The organism is Candidatus Planktophila versatilis (assembly GCF_002288105.1).
Taxonomy (GTDB): Bacteria; Actinomycetota; Actinomycetes; order Nanopelagicales; family Nanopelagicaceae; genus Planktophila; species Planktophila versatilis.
The window spans coordinates 1,071,121-1,091,329 of the sequence record NZ_CP016774.1; the positions used below are offsets into that span (position 1 = coordinate 1,071,121).

At 48.8% G+C, this 20,209-nt stretch carries 33 protein-coding genes and 1 pseudogene; all 34 read right to left on the reverse strand.

The window, feature by feature from the left end; translation table 11 throughout:
• Nucleotides 1-119 precede the first annotated feature (119 nt).
• Nucleotides 120-959, reverse strand: coding sequence for a tRNA pseudouridine(38-40) synthase TruA (gene truA / locus A1sIA79_RS05485; RefSeq protein WP_095675198.1), 840 nt, complete (start codon nt 957-959; stop codon nt 120-122).
• A 23-nt stretch (nt 960-982) separates the two neighbouring features.
• A pseudogene (rplQ, locus tag A1sIA79_RS05490) lies at nt 983-1,336 on the reverse strand (50S ribosomal protein L17); the annotation flags it as partial.
• Between the two features lie 11 nt (nt 1,337-1,347).
• The gene (locus tag A1sIA79_RS05495) at nt 1,348-2,358 is read right to left on the reverse strand and encodes a DNA-directed RNA polymerase subunit alpha (RefSeq protein ID WP_095675200.1); all 1,011 of its coding nucleotides are present in this window, start codon (nt 2,356-2,358) and stop codon (nt 1,348-1,350) included.
• A 61-nt stretch (nt 2,359-2,419) separates the two neighbouring features.
• Nucleotides 2,420-3,046, reverse strand: a complete 627-nt coding sequence (gene rpsD, locus A1sIA79_RS05500) for a 30S ribosomal protein S4 (protein ID WP_095675201.1) — start codon at nt 3,044-3,046, stop codon at nt 2,420-2,422.
• 16 nt (nt 3,047-3,062) lie between these two features.
• Nucleotides 3,063-3,482: a 30S ribosomal protein S11 gene (gene rpsK / locus A1sIA79_RS05505; RefSeq protein WP_095675202.1), complete on the reverse strand. Its 420-nt coding sequence runs from the start codon at nt 3,480-3,482 to the stop codon at nt 3,063-3,065.
• The gene (gene rpsM / locus A1sIA79_RS05510) at nt 3,482-3,859 is read right to left on the reverse strand and encodes a 30S ribosomal protein S13 (protein WP_095675516.1); all 378 of its coding nucleotides are present in this window, start codon (nt 3,857-3,859) and stop codon (nt 3,482-3,484) included. Before rpsM ends, rpsK begins: the two co-directional genes overlap by 1 nt.
• A gap of 135 nt (nt 3,860-3,994) precedes the next feature.
• On the reverse strand, nt 3,995-4,108 hold the full coding sequence (gene rpmJ / locus A1sIA79_RS05515) for a 50S ribosomal protein L36 (RefSeq protein WP_017955275.1): 114 nt from the start codon (nt 4,106-4,108) through the stop codon (nt 3,995-3,997).
• A gap of 32 nt (nt 4,109-4,140) precedes the next feature.
• Nucleotides 4,141-4,362, reverse strand: a complete 222-nt coding sequence (infA, locus tag A1sIA79_RS05520; protein WP_017955276.1) for a translation initiation factor IF-1 — start codon at nt 4,360-4,362, stop codon at nt 4,141-4,143.
• A 161-nt stretch (nt 4,363-4,523) separates the two neighbouring features.
• On the reverse strand, nt 4,524-5,336 hold the full coding sequence (gene map / locus A1sIA79_RS05525; RefSeq protein WP_095675203.1) for a type I methionyl aminopeptidase: 813 nt from the start codon (nt 5,334-5,336) through the stop codon (nt 4,524-4,526).
• 9 nt (nt 5,337-5,345) lie between these two features.
• On the reverse strand, nt 5,346-5,981 hold the full coding sequence (locus tag A1sIA79_RS05530) for an adenylate kinase (protein ID WP_095675204.1): 636 nt from the start codon (nt 5,979-5,981) through the stop codon (nt 5,346-5,348).
• Nucleotides 5,981-7,276, reverse strand: coding sequence for a preprotein translocase subunit SecY (gene secY, locus A1sIA79_RS05535; protein WP_095675205.1), 1,296 nt, complete (start codon nt 7,274-7,276; stop codon nt 5,981-5,983). The genes A1sIA79_RS05530 and secY overlap by 1 nt, the downstream gene beginning before the upstream one ends.
• Nucleotides 7,277-7,313: 37 nt before the next feature.
• Nucleotides 7,314-7,754 carry a 50S ribosomal protein L15 gene (rplO, locus tag A1sIA79_RS05540; protein ID WP_095675206.1) on the reverse strand — a complete coding sequence of 147 codons (441 nt, stop codon included), beginning with the start codon at nt 7,752-7,754 and terminating at the stop codon, nt 7,314-7,316.
• Between the two features lie 2 nt (nt 7,755-7,756).
• Complete coding sequence (gene rpmD, locus A1sIA79_RS05545; protein ID WP_017955281.1) at nt 7,757-7,939, reverse strand: 50S ribosomal protein L30; 183 nt, start codon at nt 7,937-7,939, stop codon at nt 7,757-7,759.
• Nucleotides 7,939-8,559, reverse strand: a complete 621-nt coding sequence (gene rpsE, locus A1sIA79_RS05550) for a 30S ribosomal protein S5 (RefSeq protein ID WP_095675207.1) — start codon at nt 8,557-8,559, stop codon at nt 7,939-7,941. Before rpsE ends, rpmD begins: the two co-directional genes overlap by 1 nt.
• The gene (gene rplR / locus A1sIA79_RS05555) at nt 8,559-8,936 is read right to left on the reverse strand and encodes a 50S ribosomal protein L18 (protein WP_095675208.1); all 378 of its coding nucleotides are present in this window, start codon (nt 8,934-8,936) and stop codon (nt 8,559-8,561) included. The genes rpsE and rplR overlap by 1 nt, the downstream gene beginning before the upstream one ends.
• Entirely contained in the window at nt 8,936-9,475 is a 540-nt protein-coding gene (gene rplF, locus A1sIA79_RS05560; RefSeq protein WP_095675209.1) for a 50S ribosomal protein L6, read from the reverse strand. The genes rplR and rplF overlap by 1 nt, the downstream gene beginning before the upstream one ends.
• A 7-nt stretch (nt 9,476-9,482) precedes the next feature.
• Nucleotides 9,483-9,887 (reverse strand): 30S ribosomal protein S8, encoded by a 405-nt coding sequence (rpsH, locus tag A1sIA79_RS05565; RefSeq protein ID WP_095675210.1) that lies wholly within the window; start codon nt 9,885-9,887, stop codon nt 9,483-9,485.
• Nucleotides 9,888-9,954: 67 nt separating this feature from the next.
• A complete protein-coding gene (locus A1sIA79_RS05570) occupies nt 9,955-10,140 on the reverse strand; it encodes a type Z 30S ribosomal protein S14 (RefSeq protein WP_018207218.1) in 186 nt (61 codons plus the stop codon).
• A 2-nt stretch (nt 10,141-10,142) separates the two neighbouring features.
• Nucleotides 10,143-10,700 (reverse strand): 50S ribosomal protein L5, encoded by a 558-nt coding sequence (gene rplE / locus A1sIA79_RS05575; protein WP_095675211.1) that lies wholly within the window; start codon nt 10,698-10,700, stop codon nt 10,143-10,145.
• Entirely contained in the window at nt 10,700-11,011 is a 312-nt protein-coding gene (gene rplX, locus A1sIA79_RS05580; RefSeq protein WP_095675212.1) for a 50S ribosomal protein L24, read from the reverse strand. The genes rplE and rplX overlap by 1 nt, the downstream gene beginning before the upstream one ends.
• A 2-nt stretch (nt 11,012-11,013) precedes the next feature.
• A complete protein-coding gene (gene rplN, locus A1sIA79_RS05585) occupies nt 11,014-11,382 on the reverse strand; it encodes a 50S ribosomal protein L14 (RefSeq protein WP_095675213.1) in 369 nt (122 codons plus the stop codon).
• Nucleotides 11,383-11,399: 17 nt separating this feature from the next.
• Nucleotides 11,400-11,672: a 30S ribosomal protein S17 gene (rpsQ, locus tag A1sIA79_RS05590; protein ID WP_095675214.1), complete on the reverse strand. Its 273-nt coding sequence runs from the start codon at nt 11,670-11,672 to the stop codon at nt 11,400-11,402.
• Entirely contained in the window at nt 11,672-11,884 is a 213-nt protein-coding gene (gene rpmC / locus A1sIA79_RS05595) for a 50S ribosomal protein L29 (RefSeq protein ID WP_095675215.1), read from the reverse strand. The genes rpsQ and rpmC overlap by 1 nt, the downstream gene beginning before the upstream one ends.
• Before the next feature lie 2 nt (nt 11,885-11,886).
• Nucleotides 11,887-12,300, reverse strand: coding sequence for a 50S ribosomal protein L16 (gene rplP, locus A1sIA79_RS05600; RefSeq protein WP_095675216.1), 414 nt, complete (start codon nt 12,298-12,300; stop codon nt 11,887-11,889).
• Complete coding sequence (rpsC, locus tag A1sIA79_RS05605) at nt 12,300-13,100, reverse strand: 30S ribosomal protein S3 (RefSeq protein WP_095675217.1); 801 nt, start codon at nt 13,098-13,100, stop codon at nt 12,300-12,302. The genes rplP and rpsC overlap by 1 nt, the downstream gene beginning before the upstream one ends.
• Nucleotides 13,100-13,591: a 50S ribosomal protein L22 gene (gene rplV / locus A1sIA79_RS05610; protein ID WP_095675218.1), complete on the reverse strand. Its 492-nt coding sequence runs from the start codon at nt 13,589-13,591 to the stop codon at nt 13,100-13,102. The genes rpsC and rplV overlap by 1 nt, the downstream gene beginning before the upstream one ends.
• Nucleotides 13,584-13,865 carry a 30S ribosomal protein S19 gene (gene rpsS / locus A1sIA79_RS05615; protein WP_095675219.1) on the reverse strand — a complete coding sequence of 94 codons (282 nt, stop codon included), beginning with the start codon at nt 13,863-13,865 and terminating at the stop codon, nt 13,584-13,586. The genes rplV and rpsS overlap by 8 nt, the downstream gene beginning before the upstream one ends.
• A gap of 9 nt (nt 13,866-13,874) precedes the next feature.
• A complete protein-coding gene (rplB, locus tag A1sIA79_RS05620) occupies nt 13,875-14,708 on the reverse strand; it encodes a 50S ribosomal protein L2 (protein ID WP_095675220.1) in 834 nt (277 codons plus the stop codon).
• A gap of 31 nt (nt 14,709-14,739) precedes the next feature.
• The gene (gene rplW / locus A1sIA79_RS05625) at nt 14,740-15,033 is read right to left on the reverse strand and encodes a 50S ribosomal protein L23 (protein ID WP_095675221.1); all 294 of its coding nucleotides are present in this window, start codon (nt 15,031-15,033) and stop codon (nt 14,740-14,742) included.
• A complete protein-coding gene (gene rplD / locus A1sIA79_RS05630; protein ID WP_095675222.1) occupies nt 15,033-15,716 on the reverse strand; it encodes a 50S ribosomal protein L4 in 684 nt (227 codons plus the stop codon). The genes rplW and rplD overlap by 1 nt, the downstream gene beginning before the upstream one ends.
• Before the next feature lie 2 nt (nt 15,717-15,718).
• The gene (rplC, locus tag A1sIA79_RS05635; protein ID WP_095675223.1) at nt 15,719-16,417 is read right to left on the reverse strand and encodes a 50S ribosomal protein L3; all 699 of its coding nucleotides are present in this window, start codon (nt 16,415-16,417) and stop codon (nt 15,719-15,721) included.
• Nucleotides 16,418-16,434: 17 nt separating this feature from the next.
• Entirely contained in the window at nt 16,435-16,743 is a 309-nt protein-coding gene (gene rpsJ, locus A1sIA79_RS05640) for a 30S ribosomal protein S10 (protein WP_017955300.1), read from the reverse strand.
• A gap of 92 nt (nt 16,744-16,835) precedes the next feature.
• Nucleotides 16,836-18,029: an elongation factor Tu gene (gene tuf, locus A1sIA79_RS05645; RefSeq protein WP_095675224.1), complete on the reverse strand. Its 1,194-nt coding sequence runs from the start codon at nt 18,027-18,029 to the stop codon at nt 16,836-16,838.
• A gap of 61 nt (nt 18,030-18,090) precedes the next feature.
• Complete coding sequence (fusA, locus tag A1sIA79_RS05650; protein ID WP_095675225.1) at nt 18,091-20,202, reverse strand: elongation factor G; 2,112 nt, start codon at nt 20,200-20,202, stop codon at nt 18,091-18,093.
• Between the last annotated feature and the right edge of the window lie 7 nt (nt 20,203-20,209).

Genomic DNA, 20,209 nt, shown 5'->3' on the forward strand with positions numbered 1-20,209 from the left:
ATTACCTTCTTCTTTTCTTTATCTTGGGGACTACTTTCGGCACCTAATCTGGCGCAGGGGATGAACTTTACCTGCCCTGGAGTGCCAGGCCAAATCGGCCTCTGAGCGTGAAAAACGCTTTATCCACGCTTGGCGACAGTGATTTTAGCCCGCTCTAGCAGCTGATCATTATTGGGGTAATCAACTTGATACAGAGTCAGGCCGCGGGCGGGAAATACCAGGGAATCTGAGACTCGCTCTTTATTGGCCAGTAATTGCGCAATCCAGGCAGGGCTTTGCCGCCCGTCAGCAACACAGACAACTGCGCCCACAAGATTGCGCACCATGGAGTAACAGAAGGCATCGGCAACAACATCGGCAACCAGCAAGCCCTCGTCACTACGGTGCCACTCATATTTTTCTAGAGTTCTGATAGTTGTTCCGCCTACCTTAAATTTACAGAATGCAGCAAAATCATGGTGGCCTAAAAGCAGCGCACTAGCTTCATTCATGCGATCAGCATTAAGTGGGCGATACCAGGATGCGACATCGTGGCGAGAAAGAGGTGCGATGACATCGTTGTTATCAAGAATCTTGTAGCTGTAATACCTGCGCAAGGCAGAAAAACGGGCATGAAAGCCTTCAGGGGCATCGCTGACATTCATGATGCGCACATCTTCATCAAGAATTCTATTTAGTTTATAGCGCAGATCTAGGTAGGTGAGGTCTCGCTCAAACATAGCATCAGGCACATCAACATGAATTACTTGCCCTGTTGCATGGACTCCGGCATCGGTGCGCCCGGCAACTATTGAATCAATATTTGTCTGTGAGATTCGGGAAATAGCTTCTTCAATAAGATCTTGCAGTGTTCGGTGGCCTGGTTGTGTTGCCCAGCCAAAGAAGTGGGTGCCATCGTAGGCAATATCGAGCCGTAAACGACGAAACCCACTCTCAGGAAAGAGAGTGGGCGCCGCCATGGTAAAGGTAAGTGTTTTTACTTATCTGTTACGAGTTCGATAACTGCCATAGGAGCGTTATCGCCCTTACGTGGACCAATCTTTGTAATTCGTGTGTATCCACCTTCGCGGTTAGCAAAGGTTGGAGCGATTACTGTAAAGAGTGTGTGAACAACGCTCTTGTTAGCAATACGCGCCATTACTTCACGGCGAGCAGAGAGGTCACCCTTCTTACCGAAGGTAATCAACTTTTCAGCTAGTGGACGAAGACGCTTCGCCTTTGCTTCGGTAGTTGTGATCTTTCCATGCTCGAACAACTGCTCGGCAAGAGTACGAAGAATCAAGCGCTCATGTGATGGGCCTGAACCCAAACGTGGGCCTTTAGTTGGCTTTGGCATTGTTTTCTCCTTTATGCCTGATCTGCGTCAGCGAAGTCTTCATCTGACACGTTGTAGTTCTGGTGTTGTGAAGGATCAAATCCTGCTGGGCTGTCCTTAAGTGACATTCCCATTGATACAAGCTTTGCCTTGATCTCATCGATTGACTTTGATCCGAAGTTACGGATATCAAGTAGGTCAGCCTCTGAACGATTAACGAGTTCACCCACTGTGTGAATGCCTTCGCGCTTCAAGCAGTTATATGAACGTACTGTGAGATCGAGATCTTCGATAGGAAGAGCAAGGTCTGCAGCGAGGGCGGCATCCATAACAGATGGCCCCATCTCAATACCTTCTGCATCAAGATTAAGTTCGCGAGCAAGTCCGAAGAGCTCAACAAGTGTCTTTCCAGCAGATGCAACGGCATCGCGTGGCTTCATTGATGGCTTTGTCTCAACATCAACAACAAGACGATCGAAGTCTGTGCGCTGTTCAACGCGAGTTGCTTCAACCTTGTAGGTCACCTTAAGAACTGGCGAATAGATTGAGTCAACAGGAATGCGACCAATCTCTGCGCCAGCTTGCTTGTTCTGAACTGCAGTTACGTATCCGCGACCGCGCTCGACTGTAAGCTCGATTTCAAGGTTTGCCTTGCCGTTTAGTGTTGCGATGTGAAGCTCTGGGTTGTGAACTTCTACTCCACTTGGAACAGCGATATCAGCACCTGTGACAGCACCAGTACCTGACTTACGGATGTAAATTACTGAAGGTTCATCATTATCACTTGAAAGAACAAGGTTCTTAATGTTCAAGACGATATCTGTGAGATCTTCCTTTACACCCTCAAGAGTTGTGAACTCGTGGAGAGCTCCAGCAACGCGAATGCTTGTTACTGCAGCACCTGGAATAGATGAGAGCAGAGTACGGCGCATTGAGTTGCCGAGTGTGTAGCCGAAACCTGGCTCAAGTGGTTCGATGATGAAACGTGAGCGGTTCTCGGAAATTACTTCTTCGCTAAGCGTTGGGCGTTGTGCAATTAGCACTTGTGCTCCTCTTTCTTCTCGTGGAAATCCTCTATTTGATTTCCTCTAGGGGGTTGAAAAATTACTTGCTGTAGAGCTCAACGATGAGCTGTTCTTGAACCTGGGTATCGATCACTGATCGAGCAGGTACACCGTGGATGATGATGCGCATCTGTGCTGCAACAACTTCCATCCACGCTGGAACAGACTTCTCACCGAACTCTGCGCTTGCGACGATAAATGGTGTGAGGTCGTGTGACTTTGAAAGAACATCAATGATGTCCATTGGAGATACACGATATGAAGGAATGTTTACCTTCTTACCATTGACAACGAAGTGACCGTGGCGAACCAACTGGCGCGCCATGTCACGAGACTTTGCAAATCCTGCGCGGAATACAACGTTATCGAGGCGAGTCTCAAGAAGAATAAGAAGGTTTTCACCAGTCTTACCTTGCTTGCGGTTCGCTTCTTCGTAGTAACCACGGAACTGCTTTTCGAGAACACCATAAATACGTGCGCACTTTTGCTTTTCGCGCATCTGCAATAGGTATTCAGATTCCTTTGAACGGCCGCGGCCGTGCTGTCCTGGTGGATAAGGACGAGATTCGATCGGACACTTTGGTCCATCGCACTTTGAGCCCTTAAGGAAGAGCTTTACTTTTTCGCGACGGCAACGCTTGCAGTCTGCTCCGGTATAACGAGCCATTTATTCTCTTCCTTCCTTAAACTCGACGTGGTTTCGGTGGGCGGCAGCCATTGTGTGGAGCTGGAGTTGTATCTGAGATAGCTCCAACTTCTAGGCCTGCTGCTTGCAATGAACGGATTGCAGTTTCGCGTCCGGAACCAGGTCCCTTTACGAAAACATCTACTTTCTTTAGGCCGTGCTCCTGTGCGCGACGAGCTGCTGCTTCTGCTGCAAGCTGTGCTGCGAATGGAGTCGACTTACGTGAGCCTTTGAAACCTACTTGGCCAGATGATGACCAAGAGATAACAGCCCCTGTTGGATCAGTGATTGAGATGATTGTGTTGTTGAAGGTTGACTTGATGAAAGCCTTACCTACTGCAACGTTCTTCTTCTCTTTCTTACGAAGCTTTACTTTGCCCTTTGCTGGGGCTGCTGTTTTTGCTTTAGGAGTGGCCATTACTTAGTCACCTTCTTCTTGCCGGCAATTGCCTTACGTGGACCCTTACGAGTACGAGCGTTTGTGTGAGTGCGCTGACCACGTACAGGAAGTCCCTTGCGGTGACGAATACCTTGGTAGCTTTGAATTTCAACTTTACGACGGATATCGCCAGCAACTTCGCGGCGAAGATCTCCTTCGATTTTGTAATTGGCTTCGATGTATTCACGAAGCTGAGCAAGTTCTGACTCTTGCAAATCTTTTACGCGAGTATCTGGTGAAATACCAGTTGCCGCGAGAGTTTCGTGGGAACGGGTAAGACCCATTCCGAAAATGTATGTGAGTGCAATCTCAACACGCTTTTCACGTGGAAGATCGACACCGACTAGACGTGCCATATGTTCAACCATTTCTATATCCGGAGGTCCTTCGCAATGCTCCTCGACATATTTATCGAGCCCTGGCCTACCGGTCCGGGGGTCTTAACTATTTCTAGTTAAGTCGCATCACGCGTACTTATCTTTGTCTCGGAGTTACCCTTGACGCTGCTTGTGACGAAGATTTTCGCAGATCACCATTACGCGACCCTTGCGACGAATGACTTTGCACTTGTCGCAAATCTTCTTCACGCTTGGATTAACCTTCACGTGTTTTCCTTTTGTTAGTGGGGGCGAAAGATTTACTTGTAACGGTAAATAATTCGACCCTTTGTAAGGTCATATGGACTAAGTTCTACAATCACACGATCTGCCGGCAAAATACGAATGTAGTTCTTTCGCATCTTTCCACTGATATGTGCCAAGACTTTATGTCCATTTGTAAGTTCAACACGGAACATCGCATTAGGTAACGCCTCAGCAACAGTGCCTTCGATTTCGATCGCACCATCTTTACTTGCCAAGGATCAATACCTTCTTCTCTTTTTTCATGTGAACGAACAGGGTCGAACCACGCTCAAAACCGGAAGGAATTGAATGTGGCGCGAAGGGTCATTCTATGGCAGAGCCCCTTATAAAGGGAAATCGCCCAAAAAGAGCGTATTGACCGCACCCAACACGCCGCCTAGGCGAGGAGTTCGGAGGTCTCTATGCCAAAGCGAGCAAGTTCGGACCTGCCACCATCGAGTGCGGTCAGCACAAAAGGCTTTCCATCAGGGCAGATGACATATGAGTTTTCGAAGTGGGCGCCACGAGATTGATCCGTTGAAACCACGGTCCATTTATCGCTCAAGACTTTGGTCTTGGGCGATCCCCGAGTAATCATCGGTTCGATGGCAAGTGCCATTCCAGGAATGATTTCTGGGCCATTTCCGCCCTTTCCAAAGTTAAGCACATGTGGCTCTTGGTGCATCTCAGTGCCGATTCCATGGCCACCGTATTCTTGCAAGATTCCATACTCACCTTGCGAATCAATGTATTGCTCGATTGCGTGACCAATATCGGAAAGTCGAGCGCCGTTTTTGCCGGCTGCGATACCAACCCACATCGATTCTTCGCATGTATCCATCAATTTCTGATCAGCTGGATCAAGGTTTCCGATGCCGATAGAAAATGCGGCATCTCCATGCCAACCATCGATAATCGCTCCGCAATCAATAGAGACAATATCCCCGTCGTTAATCACGCGCGTACCAGGTATGCCGTGGACGATTTCATCGTTGATTGAGACGCAGATAGTTGCTGGAAAGCCGTGGTAGCCAAGGAAGTTTGAGGTGCCTCCCCCACGTTTGATATTTGCTGCCGCTATTGCGTCCAGGGCAGCTGTTGTCATGCCAGCTTTGATATTTTCCCGCAGAAGTTGCAATGTTTGACCGACCAAAAGACCGGCACGACGCATCACCTTGAGTTGCTCAAGGTCTTTGATTTGAATTGCCATAGTTATTTCTTAGCCGTGAACGCGACTTAACGCTGTAATCGCGCGCTCAGTTATATCTGCTACATCGCCATCGGCGCCAATAGTAATAAGCAAACCTTCGTTGCGATAGAAAGTGACGATTGGCGCAGTCTGCTCTTCATAGACAGCAAGGCGCTTTGCAATCACTTCTTCTTTATCATCTTCGCGTTGGTAGAGCTCACCACCACATGCCGCACACTTCTCAAGGTTGGCGGCAGCCGGTGCCCCACACTCTTTACAGGTGCGGCGCGAGGATAGGCGTTTGATAATGATTTCATTTTCAATCGCTAGTTCTAGGACAGCTTGAAGCGGTGCGCCCTTTTCAGTTAAGAAAGCACGCAAGACTTCAGCTTGCACGGTGTTACGTGGAAAGCCATCGAGTAGGAATCCGTTTGCAACATCGTCATGAGTAAGGCGATCTTTGACCATCTCATTAGTCACTGAATCAGGAACTAGTTGTCCGGAATCCATAAATCCTTTTGCCTTAAGACCGAGCGGTGTGCTGGCTTTGAGGTTTGCCCGGAAAATATCACCGGTGGAGATATGTGGAATTGAATAGTGCGCAGCCAGGAACTGAGCTTGAGTTCCTTTACCGGCACCTGGTGGACCTACCAGGACTAAACGCATTACTTCAAGAAACCTTCATATGAACGCTGCTGCAACTGGCTCTCGATCTGCTTTGCTGTATCTAGACCAACGCCAACCACAATCAGAATTGCAGTTCCACCGAATGGGAAGTTCTGGGTGGCACCGAAGAGAACGAGTGCGAAGACTGGAATGAGTGCAACAAGTGCCAGATAGAGCGCACCAGGGGCGGTAATACGAGAGAGAACATACTGAAGGTATTCAGTTGTTGGTCGTCCGGCACGGATTCCTGGAATAAATCCACCGTACTTCTTCATATTATCTGCAACCTCTTCTGGGTTAAATGTGATTGCAACGTAGAAGTAAGTGAAGAAAATAATGAGAGCTGCGTAGGTAACCATATAAATTGGGTGATCACCGGTCACTAAGTTACGTGAGATCCAGACTGCCCATCCTGCTTGGCTATTAGTGAAGTTCACAATCAGCGATGGAATATAGAGAAGTGATGATGCGAAGATAACCGGGATAACACCAGCCTGGTTTACCTTAATTGGAATATAGGTTGATGTTCCGCCATATGCCTGACGTCCCACCATGCGCTTGGCGTATTGAACCGGAATTCGACGCTGCGCCTGTTCAACGAATACAACAGCGGCAACTACAACGACTCCTACTGCGCAAACGAATAGGAATGCGAAGAGGCCCTTTTGAAGCTTGATTGACCAGAGCTGACCGGGGAAAGTTGATGCGATTGATGTGAAGATGAGAATGGACATTCCGTTACCAACACCGCGATCAGTGATGAGCTCACCGAGCCACATAATTACTGATGTTCCTGCTGTCATCACAACAATCATGGTCAAGATACGTTGCCATGAAGTGTCAGGAATGATGGGAACGTTACAACCGGAAATCAAGCGACCAGGTGTACGAGCAACTGCAACAAGACCTGTTGACTGCAAGATTGCAAGTCCGATGGTGAGGTAGCGGGTGTACTGAGTGAGCTTTGCAGTACCTGACTGTCCTTCCTTCTTCAGTGTTTCAAAGCGAGGAATAACAACGGTCAGCAACTGAATAATGATTGAGCTGGTGATGTAAGGCATGATGCCAAGTGCAAAGACAGAGAGCTGCAAGAGCGCTCCACCTGAGAAAAGATTGATAAGCCCGAATAGGCCGCCAGTCTGCGCTTGGGCAAGACATCCCTTTACCGCTGTGTATGAAACACCCGGTGTTGGAACGACGGAACCAAAGCGGAAGAGGGCCATGATTGAGAGAGTGAAGAAGATTTTCTTACGAAGTTCAGGCGTCTTAAATGCCATTCCAAATGCTGAAAGCATCAATCTTCTCCCTCTAGCTCAATAGCGTTTGTTTGTATTACAGAGTTGCTGTCGATCCACCAGCAGCTGAGATCTTCTCAATCGCTGATGCAGAAAATGCATGTGCCGTAATAGATACCTTAACTGCAATTTCGCCATTTCCAAGAACCTTTACAGGTAGTGAATCGCGAACTGCACCCTTTTCAATGAGATCTGCAACTGTTACAGCGCCACCCTTTGGAAAGAGTGCGTTGATTGTTGAGACATTCACTGCTTGGTACTCAATACGTGCCGGGTTCTTAAAGCCGCGAAGCTTTGGTAGACGCATGACGAGTGGAAGCTGACCACCTTCGAAACCAGGACGAACCGTGTTACGAGCATGTGTTCCCTTACCGCCACGACCAGCAGTCTTACCCTTTGATGCTTCTCCGCGACCCTTACGAGTCTTGTCTTTCTTAGCACCTGGAGCTGGACGAAGATGATGAAGTTTAAGTGTCATCTTTATTCGACCTCCTCTACCTTGATTAAGTGGCGAGCAGCTACTGCCATGCCACGAATTTCCGGACGATCTTCTTTGACAACAACGTCATTGATGCGCTTGAGTCCGAGTGAACGAACGGTGTTGCGAATCTCTGGCTTATTGCCGACTGTTGATTTGACCTGTGTGATCTTTAAACGTGGCATTAGACACCAACTGTCATCTGTGAGGCGCGAATAATTGCTGCAGGAGCAACATCTTCCAACGGACGACCGCGGCGTGCTGCAATTTGTGCAGGTGACTCAAGCATCTTCAGTGCTGCAACAGTGGCGTGAACCATGTTGATTGCATTTGAAGAACCGAGAGACTTTGTCAGTACATCGTGAACACCAGCGCACTCAAGTACGGCGCGAACAGGGCCTCCGGCAATAACTCCGGTACCTGGACTAGCTGGGCGAAGTAGAACTACACCCGCTGCTGTTTCACCCTGTACTGGGTGAGGAATTGTTCCTTGAACGCGCGGCACTACGAAGAATGACTTCTTAGCTTCTTCAACTGCCTTAGCGATAGCTTGTGGAACTTCCTTAGATTTTCCGTAGCCAACGCCAACGGTTCCGTTCTGATCTCCCACAACAACGAGTGCTGTGAATGAGAAGCGACGTCCGCCCTTTACCACCTTTGACACGCGGTTAATGAAAACCACGCGCTCGGTGTATGGAGACTTCTCCTTCTCGCGATCATCACGACGTTCGCGACGTTCGCCGCGACCCTTATTTGAAGGTGCGCCTGTTGTGGACGCTGCATCGTTAGTTGGATTAACAGCCATTAGAACTCCAATCCATTCTCTCGTGCAGAATCTGCAACTGCAGCAATACGACCGTGGTACTTATTACCTGCGCGGTCAAAGACAACCGTCGAAATTCCAGCCTTCTTAGCGCGTTCAGCAATGAGTGCTCCTACTTGCTTCGACTTATCTGTCTTATCGCCAGATGACTTGCGAAGTTCGAGCTCCATTGTTGATGCGTAAGCAATTGTCTTTGCTTGGGTGTCATCAATAACCTGTACGAAGAGGTGACGTGATGAACGTGAAACGACTAGGCGTGGACGTGATGGTGTGCCTGAAATCTTCTTACGAAGACGGAAAGCACGACGAGCACGCGCGTTTTGCGCTGAGCCCTTGCGGACCTTAACTCCGATTGCCATTACTTCTTACCTGCCTTTCCAGCCTTGCGACGAACTGCTTCGCCTTCAAGACGCAAGCCCTTACCCTTATATGGATCAGCCTTGCGAAGCTTTTTGATCTTCGCTGCTGTCTCTCCAACAAGCTGCTTATCAATTCCATTGATAATTAACTTAGTTGGTGATTCAACTTTGTAGGAGATTCCTTCTGGGGCTGGGAAAAGAATTGAGTGGCTGTAACCGAGCTGGAATTCAAGATCCTTGCCCTTTTCAGCCACACGGTAACCAACACCAACGATGTTGATTGTGAGTGAGTAACCAGTTGTTACACCTTCGACCATATTCGCTACGAGTGAGCGAGATAGACCGTGGAGTGAACGTGTTACGCGCTCTTCATTTGGACGAGCAACGGTGATAACACCGTCTGCTTGTGAAACTTGGATAGGTGCTGGAACTGCAATTGCGAGTGAACCCTTAGGTCCCTTCACTGCAACGCTCTGACCTGTGATTGAAACTTCTACACCACTTGGAACGGTGATAGGCATACGACCAATACGTGACATGGGAGATTTACCATACGTAGGCGAGAACTTCTCCGCCTACACCCTTCTTATTGGCTTGCTTATCTGTCAGTAGTCCAGATGAAGTTGAAATGATTGCAACTCCGAGACCACCAAGAACTTTAGGAAGCGCAGTTGACTTTGCGTATACGCGAAGTCCTGGCTTGCTCACGCGGCGAAGACCAGCGATTGAACGTTCGCGGTTTGTGCCGAATTTAAGGTCAAGAGTGAGGTTTTTGCCTACTCCAGTTGCCATTGCTTCAACGCGGTATTCTGCAATGAAACCCTCTTGCTTGAGGATCTCTGCAATACGTACCTTGACCGATGATGACGGCATTGAAACCGTGTCATGGTAGGCAGAGTTCGCATTGCGCAGACGAGACAACATGTCTGCGATCGGATCTGTCATTGTCATACGTGGCCTGTGGCCTTTCTCGAATTAGTACCCAAGCGATCTGCTTGGACTTTTTTCGTTTGTACTATTACCAAGAAGCCTTGGTGATACCTGGAAGCTCGCCGCGGTGCGCCATTTCACGGAAACAGACGCGACAGATTCCAAACTTTTGATAGACAGCATGCGGACGGCCGCAACGCTGGCAACGTGTGTAACCGCGAACCTTGAACTTTGGCTTGCGAGCAGCTTTAACCTTGAGTGATGTTTTAGCCATTCTTATGCCTCCTTGAAAGGAAAGCCGAGCGCCTTAAGTAGTGCGCGACCTTCGTCATCGTTCTTAGCTGTTGTTACAACTGTGATATCCATACCGCGAGTGCGATCGATCTTGTCCTGTTCGATTTCTGGGAATACAACCTGCTCGGTGAGACCGAAGGTGTAGTTGCCCTTTCCATCGAACTGCTTTGGAGAAAGACCACGGAAGTCGCGGATACGTGGCAGAGAGATTGAGAGAAGACGGTCTGCGAATTCCCACATGCGATCTCCACGAAGAGTGACGTGTGCACCAATTGGCATGTTCTCGCGAAGCTTGAACTGGGCAATTGATTTACGTGACTTAGTAACCTGTGGCTTTTGGCCAGTGATGATTGCTAGGTCGCGGATTGCACCTTCGATGAGCTTGGCATCGCGCGCAGCTTCACCAACACCCATGTTGACAACAATCTTTGTCAGCGTAGGAATCTGCATTGGATTCTTATATCCAAATTCACCCTTAAGAGTTGCTTGGATTTCGCTCTTATAGCGAGCCTTGAGACGAACATCTGTAGCAGTGCTCATTAGATGTCCTTTCCTGTGCGACGTGAGATGCGAACATTTGTGCCTTCTTCATCGACTCGAACGCCAAGACGTGTTGCCTTGCCATCTCCATCTACGACCATGACATTTGAAATATGAATTGATGCTTCTTGTGTGATGATTCCGCCTACTTTGACGCCACGGTCAGAAGTTGATTCCTTTGTGTGGCGCTGAATGCGATTAACGCCTTCAACAGTGACGCGGCTTCCATCTACATGAAGAACCTTGCCGGTTACGCCCTTGTTCTTGCCAGCGATAACCAAAACTTCGTCATTCTTCTTAATCTTCGCCATGGTTAGAGCACCTCCGGAGCGAGTGAAATGATCTTCATGAACTTCTTGTCGCGAAGTTCGCGAGCAACTGGTCCGAAGATACGAGTTCCGCGTGGTTCGCCATCCGCTTTGAGGATAACTGCCGCGTTCTCGTCAAACTTGATGTAAGAACCGTCTGGACGACGACGTTCTTTTACTGTGCGAACGATGACAGCCTTGACGACTTCACCCTTCTTTACCTGTCCACCAGGGATTGCATCCTTGACTGAACATACGATGATGTCTCCGATACCGGCGTAACGGCGCTTGGTTCCGCCGAGCACACGAATACAGAGAAGCTCTTTAGCTCCTGTGTTATCCGCGACGCGTAGGCGCGATTCTTGTTGAATCATTTATTCCACCCGTTCCCTTACTTAGCCTTCTCGATGATTTGAACTAAACGCCAGCGCTTTGAGGCTGATATTGGTCGTGTTTCCATGATCAATACGCGATCGCCTGTGCCTGCTGAGTTTGTCTCATCATGTGCTTTGAGCTTGTGTGTGCGGCTCATAACCTTTGAGTACATACCGTGTGCAACACGGTTTGATACTGCAACGGTGATGGTCTTATCCATCTTGTCTGAGACAACGATGCCTTCACGAGTCTTGCGGGATCCGCGATCTTCTGTTGGATTTGTAGCCATTACGCAGCGCCTCCAATTCCTAGTTCGCGTTCACGAATAATTGTGTAGATACGAGCAATCTCTTTACGAACTGCACCGAGACGACCATGTGATTCAAGCTGACCTGTTGCTGCTTGGAAGCGAAGGTTAAAGAGTTCTTCTTTACCTTCACGAAGCTTTGCAGTTAACTCATCAGCTGACAGTTGACGAAGTTCTTCAGTAGTAATCGCCATGGTTATGCCTCCTCACGCTTTACAACGCGGCACTTCATTGGGAGCTTGTGAATCGCAAGGCGCATAGCTTCATTAGCTACCGCCTCTGTTACGCCTGAAATTTCAAACATAATGCGACCTGGCTTCACGTTTGCGATCCACCATTCTGGAGAACCCTTACCGGAACCCATACGAGTTTCAGCAGGCTTCTTTGTGAGTGGGCGATCTGGATAGATATTGATCCAAACCTTTCCACCACGCTTGATATAACGAGTCATCGCGATACGCGCTGCCTCAATCTGACGGTTAGTGACATAAGCAGGAGCAAGTGCCTGGATACCGAAGTCTCCAAATGCAACCTGTGTTCCACCCTTTGACGCACCTGAACGTGATGGGTGGTGCTGCTTACGGTGCTTAACCTTGCGAGGAATTAACATTATTGCGCTCCTCCTTCTGAAGTCTCTGTTGCTGGAGCTGCAGGAGTTGAATCTGCAGTTGCAACGTGTGAAGTTGTTACTTCAGCGCGTGGAGCACGTGGTGTGCGTGGTCCGCGACGTTCTGGCTTTGGTGCGCGTGCTTCTGCAAGTGCCTTTTCAGCACGCTCTGCGCGTGAACCAATAACTTCACCCTTATAGATCCAGACCTTTACACCCAAGCGACCGAAGGTTGTTGCAGCTTCGTAGAAGCCGTAATCAATATCAGCGCGAAGTGTGTGTAGTGGAACGCGACCTTCACGATAGAACTCAGAACGTGACATTTCTGCGCCACCGAGACGACCACCGCACTGAACACGAATGCCCTGAGCTCCTGCCTTCATCGCTGATTGCATTGACTTCTTCATTGCGCGACGGAAAGAAACACGTGCAGCAAGCTGCTCGGCAATTCCCTGTGCAACGAGTTGCGCATCAATTTCAGGGTTCTTTACTTCAAGAATATTGAGCTGAACTTGCTTGCCAGTGAGCTTTTCAAGCTTTAGACGTAGAACGTCTGCTTCTTGTCCGCGACGACCGATAACAATTCCTGGGCGTGCAGTGTGAAGGTCAATACGTACACGATCACGTGTGCGCTCGATTTCGATACGTGAAACGCCTGCGCGTTCCATGCCCTTCTGCATAAGTCGGCGGATTTCGACGTCTTCTTTGACGTAATCCTTGTACAACTTATCTGCATACCAACGTGACTTAAATTCAGTTGTGATGCCGAGACGGAAGCCGTGTGGGTTTACTTTTTGACCCATTAGTTGGACGCTCCCTTCGCTGCTGGTGTTGGAACTGCTGCTACTGGAGCAGCAAGTGGTGACTTCTCAGAACGCTTTGGATTTCTTGTCTGCGCCTTTGTTGAAGTACGTGAAAGTGACTTTGAAGTCACCTTTGAATCGCTGACAGTCACAGAGATGTGGCTTGAGCGCTTCAAGATACGGAAACCTCGTCCTTGTGCACGTGGGCGAAAACGCTTCATTGTGCGTCCCTCGTCAACAAGTGCTTCAACAACCCAGAGCTCTGAAGCATCGCGGATTGCTGGATTCTGCTGCTTAGCATTAGCAATTGCTGAGTTAAGAAGTGTGTACACATCTGAACCAGCTGCTTGCGGAGCAAACTTAAGAACGTTAAGTGCTTCATCTGCACGCATTCCACGGACCAAGTCGACAACGCGACGAGCCTTCTGTGGTGTGTGGCGGATGTCGCGCAGTACTGCGCGAGCGATGAGTGCGTCTTGTGTATTAGGCACGAGTAGCTCTCCGATCATCTTTAACGTGTCCGCGGAATGTACGTGTTGGTGCGAACTCACCAAGCTTGTGACCGATCATTGCGTCGGTAATAAATACAGGGACATGCTTGCGGCCGTCGTGTACCGCAATGGTGTGTCCGATCATTGAAGGCGAGATCATCGAACGTCGTGACCATGTCTTAATGACATTCTTTGTATTGGCTTCATTTTGGGCATCCACCTTTTTGGTGAGATGTCCATCAATGAATGGACCCTTCTTGAGACTACGTGGCATGAGGGCTCCTTAGCGCTTCTTGTTCGACTTACGACGACGGACGATCATTGAATCTGAAGTCTTCTTCTTACGAGTACGTGCTTCAGGCTTACCCCAAGGTGAAACTGGGTGGCGACCACCAGAAGTTTTACCTTCACCACCACCGTGTGGGTGGTCGACTGGGTTCATAACAACACCACGAACAGATGGACGAACGCCTAACCAGCGCTTACGTCCAGCTTTTCCGTAGTTAATGTTTCCTTGTTCTGCGTTTCCAACTTCACCAACAGTTGCGCGGCAACGAACATCTACGTTACGGATTTCTCCAGATGGCATACGCAGTTGTGCATATGCTCCTTCTTTTGCAACGAGCTGAACTGATGCGCCAGCTGAACGAGCAATCTTTGCTCCGCCACCTGGGCGAAGTTCAATCGCGTGAACAGTTGTTCCTACTGGGATGTTGCGAAGTGGCAAGTTGTTACCAGGCTTGATATCGGCCTTAGGACCGTTCTCAACTGTTGCACCTTGCTCAAGCTTATTTGGAGCGATGATGTAACGCTTTTCTCCATCTGCATAGTGAAGAAGTGCGATACGCGCTGTGCGGTTTGGATCGTATTCAATGTGTGCAACCTTTGCTGGTACACCATCTTTATCGTTACGTGTGAAATCGATAAGACGGTATGCACGCTTGTGCCCGCCACCTTGGTGACGAACAGTGATGCGACCTTGATTATTACGACCACCCTTTGAGTGAATTGGGCGAACGAGTGACTTCTCAGGTGTTGAGCGAGTGATTTCTGCGAAATCTGGAACAGTTGCTCCACGCTGACCTGGGGTCGTTGGCTTTAGTTTGCGAAGTGCCATGAGGTTTCCTCTCTTTAAGGTCCTGTTTCAATTACGAAACAGGGCCTCCGAAGATGTCGATACGGTCGCCAGCGGCCACATGAACGATTGCTCGCTTTGTGTCTTTGCGCTTTCCATCACCAAAACGTGTGCGCTTATTCTTTCCCTGGCGGTTCATAGTGTTAACACTGACCACCTTCACACCAAATACCTTCTCAACAGCGATCTTGATCTCTGTCTTATTAGCATCTGTTGCAACAAGGAATGTGTACTTGTTTTCATCGAGCAACCCGTAGCTCTTTTCAGAGACAACTGGTGCTAGCAAAACTTCACGGTAATCCTTCATTATGCGGATACCTCACTTTCGCGTGCTACTGACTTCACAGATTTTCCTGAAGTCTTAGCTGAAGCCTTGAACTTGAGGAAGTCGTTGATCGCTGCTTCAGAGAAGACAACGTCATCGCTTTTCAAGATGTCATAAGCGTTGAGCTGATCTGGAACAAGAAGGTGTAGGTCATCAGCGTTACGAAGTGAACGCCATGCAGCGTCTTCCTTACGCGAGACAACAACCAGGAGGTTCTTGCGAGTTGAGAATTGACGCACTGCAGCAAGTGCTGCCTTCGTTGAAGGAGCAGCTGTTACTGAATCCAGCACGTGAATTCGCTCGTTACGCTGACGGTCAGAGAGAACACCGCGTAGCGCTGCTGCGATCATCTTCTTCGGTGTGCGTTGGAAATATGAACGTGGACGAACTGCGTGTGCAGCACCGCCACCACGCTGAAGCGGAGCACGAATCGAACCCTGACGAGCACGACCTGTTCCCTTCTGCTTGAAAGGCTTCTTACCTGAACCAGAAGTTTCTCCGCGGTTCTTTGCCTTCTGGGTACCTTGACGAGCAGCTGCAAGTTGAGCTGTTACGACTTGGTGAATAAGAGGAATGTTTGTCTGCGCATCGAAGATATCTGCTGGCAAATCAACTGAGCCAACCTTCTTACCTTCTGCGTTCTTTACTTCAACGGTAAGTGCCATGGTTACATCCCTGCCTTTACAGTCTCAACAAGTGCTTTTTTAGCAGCTGAACGGATAAAGACGAGACCACCATCGGTACCAGGAACGGAACCCTTGATAAGAAGTAGGTTATTTTCTAGGTCTACAGCTTGAACTGTGAGGTTCTGTGTTGTGACCTTCTCATTACCCATACGACCCATCATGCGCATTCCCTTGAAAACGCGACCTGGTGTTGAACATGCACCGATTGAACCTGGCATACGGTGCTTACGATCTACACCGTGAGATGAGCTAAGCCCACCGAAACCGTGGCGCTTCATAACACCAGCAGTTCCTTTACCAGTTGATGTTCCAGTTGCATCGACGATATCGCCAGCTGCAAATGTTGATGCGCCAATCTCTTGTCCCACTGTGTATTCAGCAGCTGAGAGTGTGCGGAGTTCGGCAACGGAGCGACGAGGAGTGACGCCTGCCTTTGCGTAATGTCCAGCAAGTGGCTTAGAAACTTTCTTTGGATCAATTGCGCCGTATCCAAGTTGAACAGCTGAATAGCCATCCTTCTCAGGTGTGCGAATCGATGTAACAACGCATGACTCAACTGAAACAACTGTCACAGGAATCATCTTGTTTTCTGCATCGAATACTTGGGTCATGCCAAGCTTCTTACCGAGAACGCCCTTGATGGACGAACCGTAAGACTGAGTTACAACTTCACGTGTCATTAGTTTTCGTCCTTTCCTTAGAGCTTAATCTCGATGTCGACGCCTGCTGGCAAGTCGAGACGCATCAATGAATCAACAGTCTTAGGTGTTGGGTCGATGATGTCGATGAGGCGCTTATGTGTGCGCATCTCGAAATGTTCGCGGCTGTCCTTGTACTTATGAGGAGAGCGAATCACGCAATAGGTGTTCTTCTCTGTTGGTAGCGGCACTGGACCCGCGACGGTTGCACCTGTGCGCTCGACTGTCTCAACGATTTTCTTCGCTGAAGAGTCAATCACCTCATGGTCATACGCCTTGAGTCGAATGCGGATCTTTTGTCCCGCCATGTCGTTCTCCTCTTTACTTTCGTTAGTTCAAACTTTTGTTTACTACGGTTGTGTTTGCGCCGGCGGTTTTTACGCCGCCGGCGCTTTCACAATTACTTCTTGATCTTTGTTACGCGACCTGCACCTACTGTGCGGCCACCTTCGCGGATTGCGAAGCGAAGACCATCTTCCATTGCGATTGGTTGGATGAGCGTTACAGCCATCTCAGTGTTATCGCCAGGCATAACCATTTCTGTGCCTTCTGGAAGTGTTACAACGCCAGTCACGTCAGTTGTACGGAAGTAGAACTGTGGACGGTAGTTGTTAAAGAATGGAGTGTGACGTCCGCCTTCATCCTTTGAAAGGATGTATGCAGATGCATCGAACTCTGTGTGTGGTGTGATTGAACCAGGCTTGCAGACAACCTGACCGCGCTCTACATCTTCACGCTTTGTTCCACGAAGAAGAAGTCCGACGTTCTCGCCAGCCTGTCCTTCATCGAGCAACTTACGGAACATTTCAACGCCTGTAACAGTTGTCTTCTGAGCTAGCTCACGAATACCAACGATTTCAACTTCTTCGTTAACCTTAACGATTCCGCGCTCGATACGACCTGTGATAACAGTTCCACGACCTGTGATTGTGAAAACGTCTTCAACTGGCATAAGGAATGGCTTATCGATTTCGCGCTCTGGCTGTGGGATAAATGCATCCACTGCATCCATGAGCTCGATGATCTTCTCAGCCCACTTTGCATCTCCTTCGAGAGCCTTAAGTGCTGAAATGCGAACGATTGGTGTGTCATCGCCTGGGAATTCGTACTTAGATAGAAGTTCGCGAACTTCCATTTCTACGAGTTCAAGAATTTCTTCGTCATCGACCATATCTGACTTGTTAAGAGCCACAACGATTGATGGAACGCCAACCTGACGAGCAAGGAGAACGTGCTCCTTAGTCTGTGGCATTGGTCCGTCTGTTGCTGCAACGACGAGGATTGCTCCGTCCATCTGCGCAGCACCAGTGATCATGTTCTTGATGTAGTCAGCGTGGCCTGGGCAGTCAACGTGTGCGTAGTGACGCTTCTCTGTCTGGTACTCGATGTGAGCGATAGAGATTGTGATACCGCGAAGACGCTCTTCTGGCGCCTTATCGATATCTGAGAACGCAGTAGCTGCGTTAAGAGTTGGGTACTTGTCATGCAAAACCTTAGAGATTGCTGCAGTAAGTGTTGTTTTACCGTGGTCAATATGGCCGATGGTTCCGATGTTAACGTGCGGCTTATTACGCTCGAACTTGGCTTTTGCCATTTTGGTTCCTCTTTCGTTTCCTAGTGCTTAGTTATTAGGGGTTGTGCTGTTCTTATTAGGGTTATTCGCCGCGAACTTTCGCAATGATTTCCTTTGCGACGTTTCCTGGAACTTCGGCATAACTGTCGAATTCCATGCTGTAGCTCGCGCGACCTTGTGTTCTGGAGCGGAGATCTCCGACATAACCGAACATCTCCGACAACGGAACTAGCGCCCTAACAACGCGGGCACCTGACCGCTCATCCATGGCCTGGATTTGGCCACGACGACTATTGAGATCGCCGATGACATCACCCATGAAGTCTTCAGGGGTAACAACTTCGACTTTCATCACTGGCTCGAGAATTGCAGGGTCAGCAAGTTTTGCTGCTTCCTTAAATGCTGCGATACCAGCCACCTTGAATGCGAGCTCCGATGAGTCAACATCGTGATACGCGCCGTCAAGAAGAGTTACTCGTACATCTGTAAGTGGATATCCAGCAAGTGGTCCTGCTGTCATCGCTTCCTTACATCCTGCATCAACTGAAGGGATGTACTCGCGTGGAACGCGGCCTCCAGTGACCTTATTAACGAATTCATATCCGCCTTCAACCTGACCTGTTGGAAGTGGCTCGATAGCAATCTGAATCTTTGCAAACTGTCCAGAACCACCGGTCTGCTTCTTGTGTGTGTAGTCATGGCGTGCAACTGGCTTACGAAGTGTTTCGCGGTATGCAACCTGTGGCTTACCAACGTTTGCTTCAACCTTAAATTCACGACGCATACGATCGACCAAGATTTCAAGGTGAAGTTCACCCATACCAGCGATGATTGTCTGGCCGGTCTCTTCGTCAGTATTAACGTGGAATGTTGGATCTTCTTCAGATAGACGCTGAATAGCAACGCCAAGTTTCTCTTGGTCACCCTTTGTCTTTGGCTCAATGGCAACTGAGATCACTGGTGCTGGGAAGTCCATAGATTCCAGAATTACTGGCTTTGCTGGATCACAGAGAGTTTCACCTGTTGTGGTGTCCTTAAGACCCATCACAGCAACGATCATTCCGGCGCCAACATTGTCACGCTCTTCGCGCTTGTTGGCGTGCATCTGGTAGATCTTTCCGATGCGCTCTTTGCGGTTCTTTGTTGAGTTAAGGATTGTTGATCCTGTCTCAAGAACGCCTGAGTAAACACGGATAAAGGTAAGTTTTCCAAGGTGTGGATCTGTCATGATTTTAAAAGCTAGGGCTGAGAATGGTTCTTCATTCTTAGGCTGGCGCTTCATCTCAACTGTCACATCGTTCATATCTGTACCGACGATTGCATCGATATCAAGTGGTGATGGGAGGTAGCGATTTACAGCGTCAAGCATTGGCTGAACACCCTTGTTCTTAAATGCAGAACCGGTAAGAACTGGTGAAAGCTTGGCAGCGATGGTTGCGCGGCGGATGCCGGCGATGATTTCTTCTTCAGAAACTTCGATTCCTTCAAGGAACTTCTCCATGAGAACATCATCATTTTCGGCAAGAGTTTCGAGCATCTCTGCGCGAGCTTGCTTGCACTTATCGAGCATGTCAGCTGGAATCTCTTCGATTGCGTAATCTTCGCCCTTTTTAGTTTCTCCGCGCCATACAAGTGCCTTCATAGCAATGAGGTCAACGACACCAATGAAATCTGATTCGTTACCGATAGGAAGCTGTAGAACAAGTGCTACTGCATTCAGGCGATCCTTGATCATGCTTACGCACTTATCAAATGAAGCACCTGTGCGGTCTAGCTTGTTAATGAAACAAATACGTGGAACTGAATAACGATCTGCCTGGCGCCATACTGTTTCAGATTGTGGCTCAACGCCAGCAACGCCATCGAATACTGCAACTGCTCCATCTAGTACACGAAGTGAACGCTCTACCTCAACTGTGAAGTCAACGTGACCTGGTGTATCAATGATGTTAATGAGATGGTCTTTCCACATACAAGTTGTTGCAGCAGAGGTGATAGTGATACCGCGCTCTTGTTCCTGCTCCATCCAGTCCATGGTTGCTGCACCTTCGTGCACTTCACCAATCTTGTAAGAAATACCTGTGTAAAAAAGGATGCGCTCAGTAGTAGTGGTTTTGCCCGCGTCGATGTGAGCCATGATTCCAATGTTGCGAACCGTAGCTAAATCGATCTTCTCTACTGTAGACGTTGACACGTATATT

What these genes read in the sequence shown, in the direction of transcription:
- truA (WP_095675198.1), bottom strand. Translation starts at nt 959, where the DNA reads ATGGCGGCGCCCACTCTCTTTCCTGAGAGTGGGTTTCGTCGTTTACGG.
- rpsD (WP_095675201.1), bottom strand. Translation starts at nt 3,046, where the DNA reads ATGGCTCGTTATACCGGAGCAGACTGCAAGCGTTGCCGTCGCGAAAAA.
- rpsK (WP_095675202.1), bottom strand. Translation starts at nt 3,482, where the DNA reads ATGGCCACTCCTAAAGCAAAAACAGCAGCCCCAGCAAAGGGCAAAGTA.
- rpsM (WP_095675516.1), bottom strand. Translation starts at nt 3,859, where the DNA reads ATGGCACGTCTAGTCGGTGTCGATCTTCCACGTGAAAAGCGTGTTGAG.
- map (WP_095675203.1), bottom strand. Translation starts at nt 5,336, where the DNA reads ATGGCAATTCAAATCAAAGACCTTGAGCAACTCAAGGTGATGCGTCGT.
- A1sIA79_RS05530 (WP_095675204.1), bottom strand. Translation starts at nt 5,981, where the DNA reads ATGCGTTTAGTCCTGGTAGGTCCACCAGGTGCCGGTAAAGGAACTCAA.
- secY (WP_095675205.1), bottom strand. Translation starts at nt 7,276, where the DNA reads ATGCTTTCAGCATTTGGAATGGCATTTAAGACGCCTGAACTTCGTAAG.
- rplO (WP_095675206.1), bottom strand. Translation starts at nt 7,754, where the DNA reads ATGACACTTAAACTTCATCATCTTCGTCCAGCTCCAGGTGCTAAGAAA.
- rpmD (WP_017955281.1), bottom strand. Translation starts at nt 7,939, where the DNA reads ATGCCACGTTTAAAGATCACACAGGTCAAATCAACAGTCGGCAATAAG.
- rpsE (WP_095675207.1), bottom strand. Translation starts at nt 8,559, where the DNA reads ATGGCTGTTAATCCAACTAACGATGCAGCGTCCACAACAGGCGCACCT.
- rplR (WP_095675208.1), bottom strand. Translation starts at nt 8,936, where the DNA reads ATGGCAATCGGAGTTAAGGTCCGCAAGGGCTCAGCGCAAAACGCGCGT.
- rplF (WP_095675209.1), bottom strand. Translation starts at nt 9,475, where the DNA reads ATGTCACGTATTGGTCGTATGCCTATCACCGTTCCAAGTGGTGTAGAA.
- rpsH (WP_095675210.1), bottom strand. Translation starts at nt 9,887, where the DNA reads ATGACAATGACAGATCCGATCGCAGACATGTTGTCTCGTCTGCGCAAT.
- A1sIA79_RS05570 (WP_018207218.1), bottom strand. Translation starts at nt 10,140, where the DNA reads ATGGCTAAAACATCACTCAAGGTTAAAGCTGCTCGCAAGCCAAAGTTC.
- rplE (WP_095675211.1), bottom strand. Translation starts at nt 10,700, where the DNA reads ATGAGCACTGCTACAGATGTTCGTCTCAAGGCTCGCTATAAGAGCGAA.
- rplX (WP_095675212.1), bottom strand. Translation starts at nt 11,011, where the DNA reads ATGGCGAAGATTAAGAAGAATGACGAAGTTTTGGTTATCGCTGGCAAG.
- rplN (WP_095675213.1), bottom strand. Translation starts at nt 11,382, where the DNA reads ATGATTCAACAAGAATCGCGCCTACGCGTCGCGGATAACACAGGAGCT.
- rpsQ (WP_095675214.1), bottom strand. Translation starts at nt 11,672, where the DNA reads ATGGCTACAAATCCAACAGAAGATCGCGGATCCCGCAAGACTCGTGAA.
- rpmC (WP_095675215.1), bottom strand. Translation starts at nt 11,884, where the DNA reads ATGGCGATTACTACTGAAGAACTTCGTCAACTGTCAGCTGATGAGTTA.
- rplP (WP_095675216.1), bottom strand. Translation starts at nt 12,300, where the DNA reads ATGTTAATTCCTCGCAAGGTTAAGCACCGTAAGCAGCACCACCCATCA.
- rpsC (WP_095675217.1), bottom strand. Translation starts at nt 13,100, where the DNA reads ATGGGTCAAAAAGTAAACCCACACGGCTTCCGTCTCGGCATCACAACT.
- rpsS (WP_095675219.1), bottom strand. Translation starts at nt 13,865, where the DNA reads ATGCCACGTAGTCTCAAGAAGGGTCCATTCATTGATGGACATCTCACC.
- rplB (WP_095675220.1), bottom strand. Translation starts at nt 14,708, where the DNA reads ATGGCACTTCGCAAACTAAAGCCAACGACCCCAGGTCAGCGTGGAGCA.
- rplW (WP_095675221.1), bottom strand. Translation starts at nt 15,033, where the DNA reads ATGAAGGATTACCGTGAAGTTTTGCTAGCACCAGTTGTCTCTGAAAAG.
- rplD (WP_095675222.1), bottom strand. Translation starts at nt 15,716, where the DNA reads ATGGCACTTACCGTTGAAGTAAAGAACGCAGAAGGTAAGAAGGTTGGC.
- rplC (WP_095675223.1), bottom strand. Translation starts at nt 16,417, where the DNA reads ATGACACGTGAAGTTGTAACTCAGTCTTACGGTTCGTCCATCAAGGGC.
- rpsJ (WP_017955300.1), bottom strand. Translation starts at nt 16,743, where the DNA reads ATGGCGGGACAAAAGATCCGCATTCGACTCAAGGCGTATGACCATGAG.
- tuf (WP_095675224.1), bottom strand. Translation starts at nt 18,029, where the DNA reads ATGGCAAAAGCCAAGTTCGAGCGTAATAAGCCGCACGTTAACATCGGA.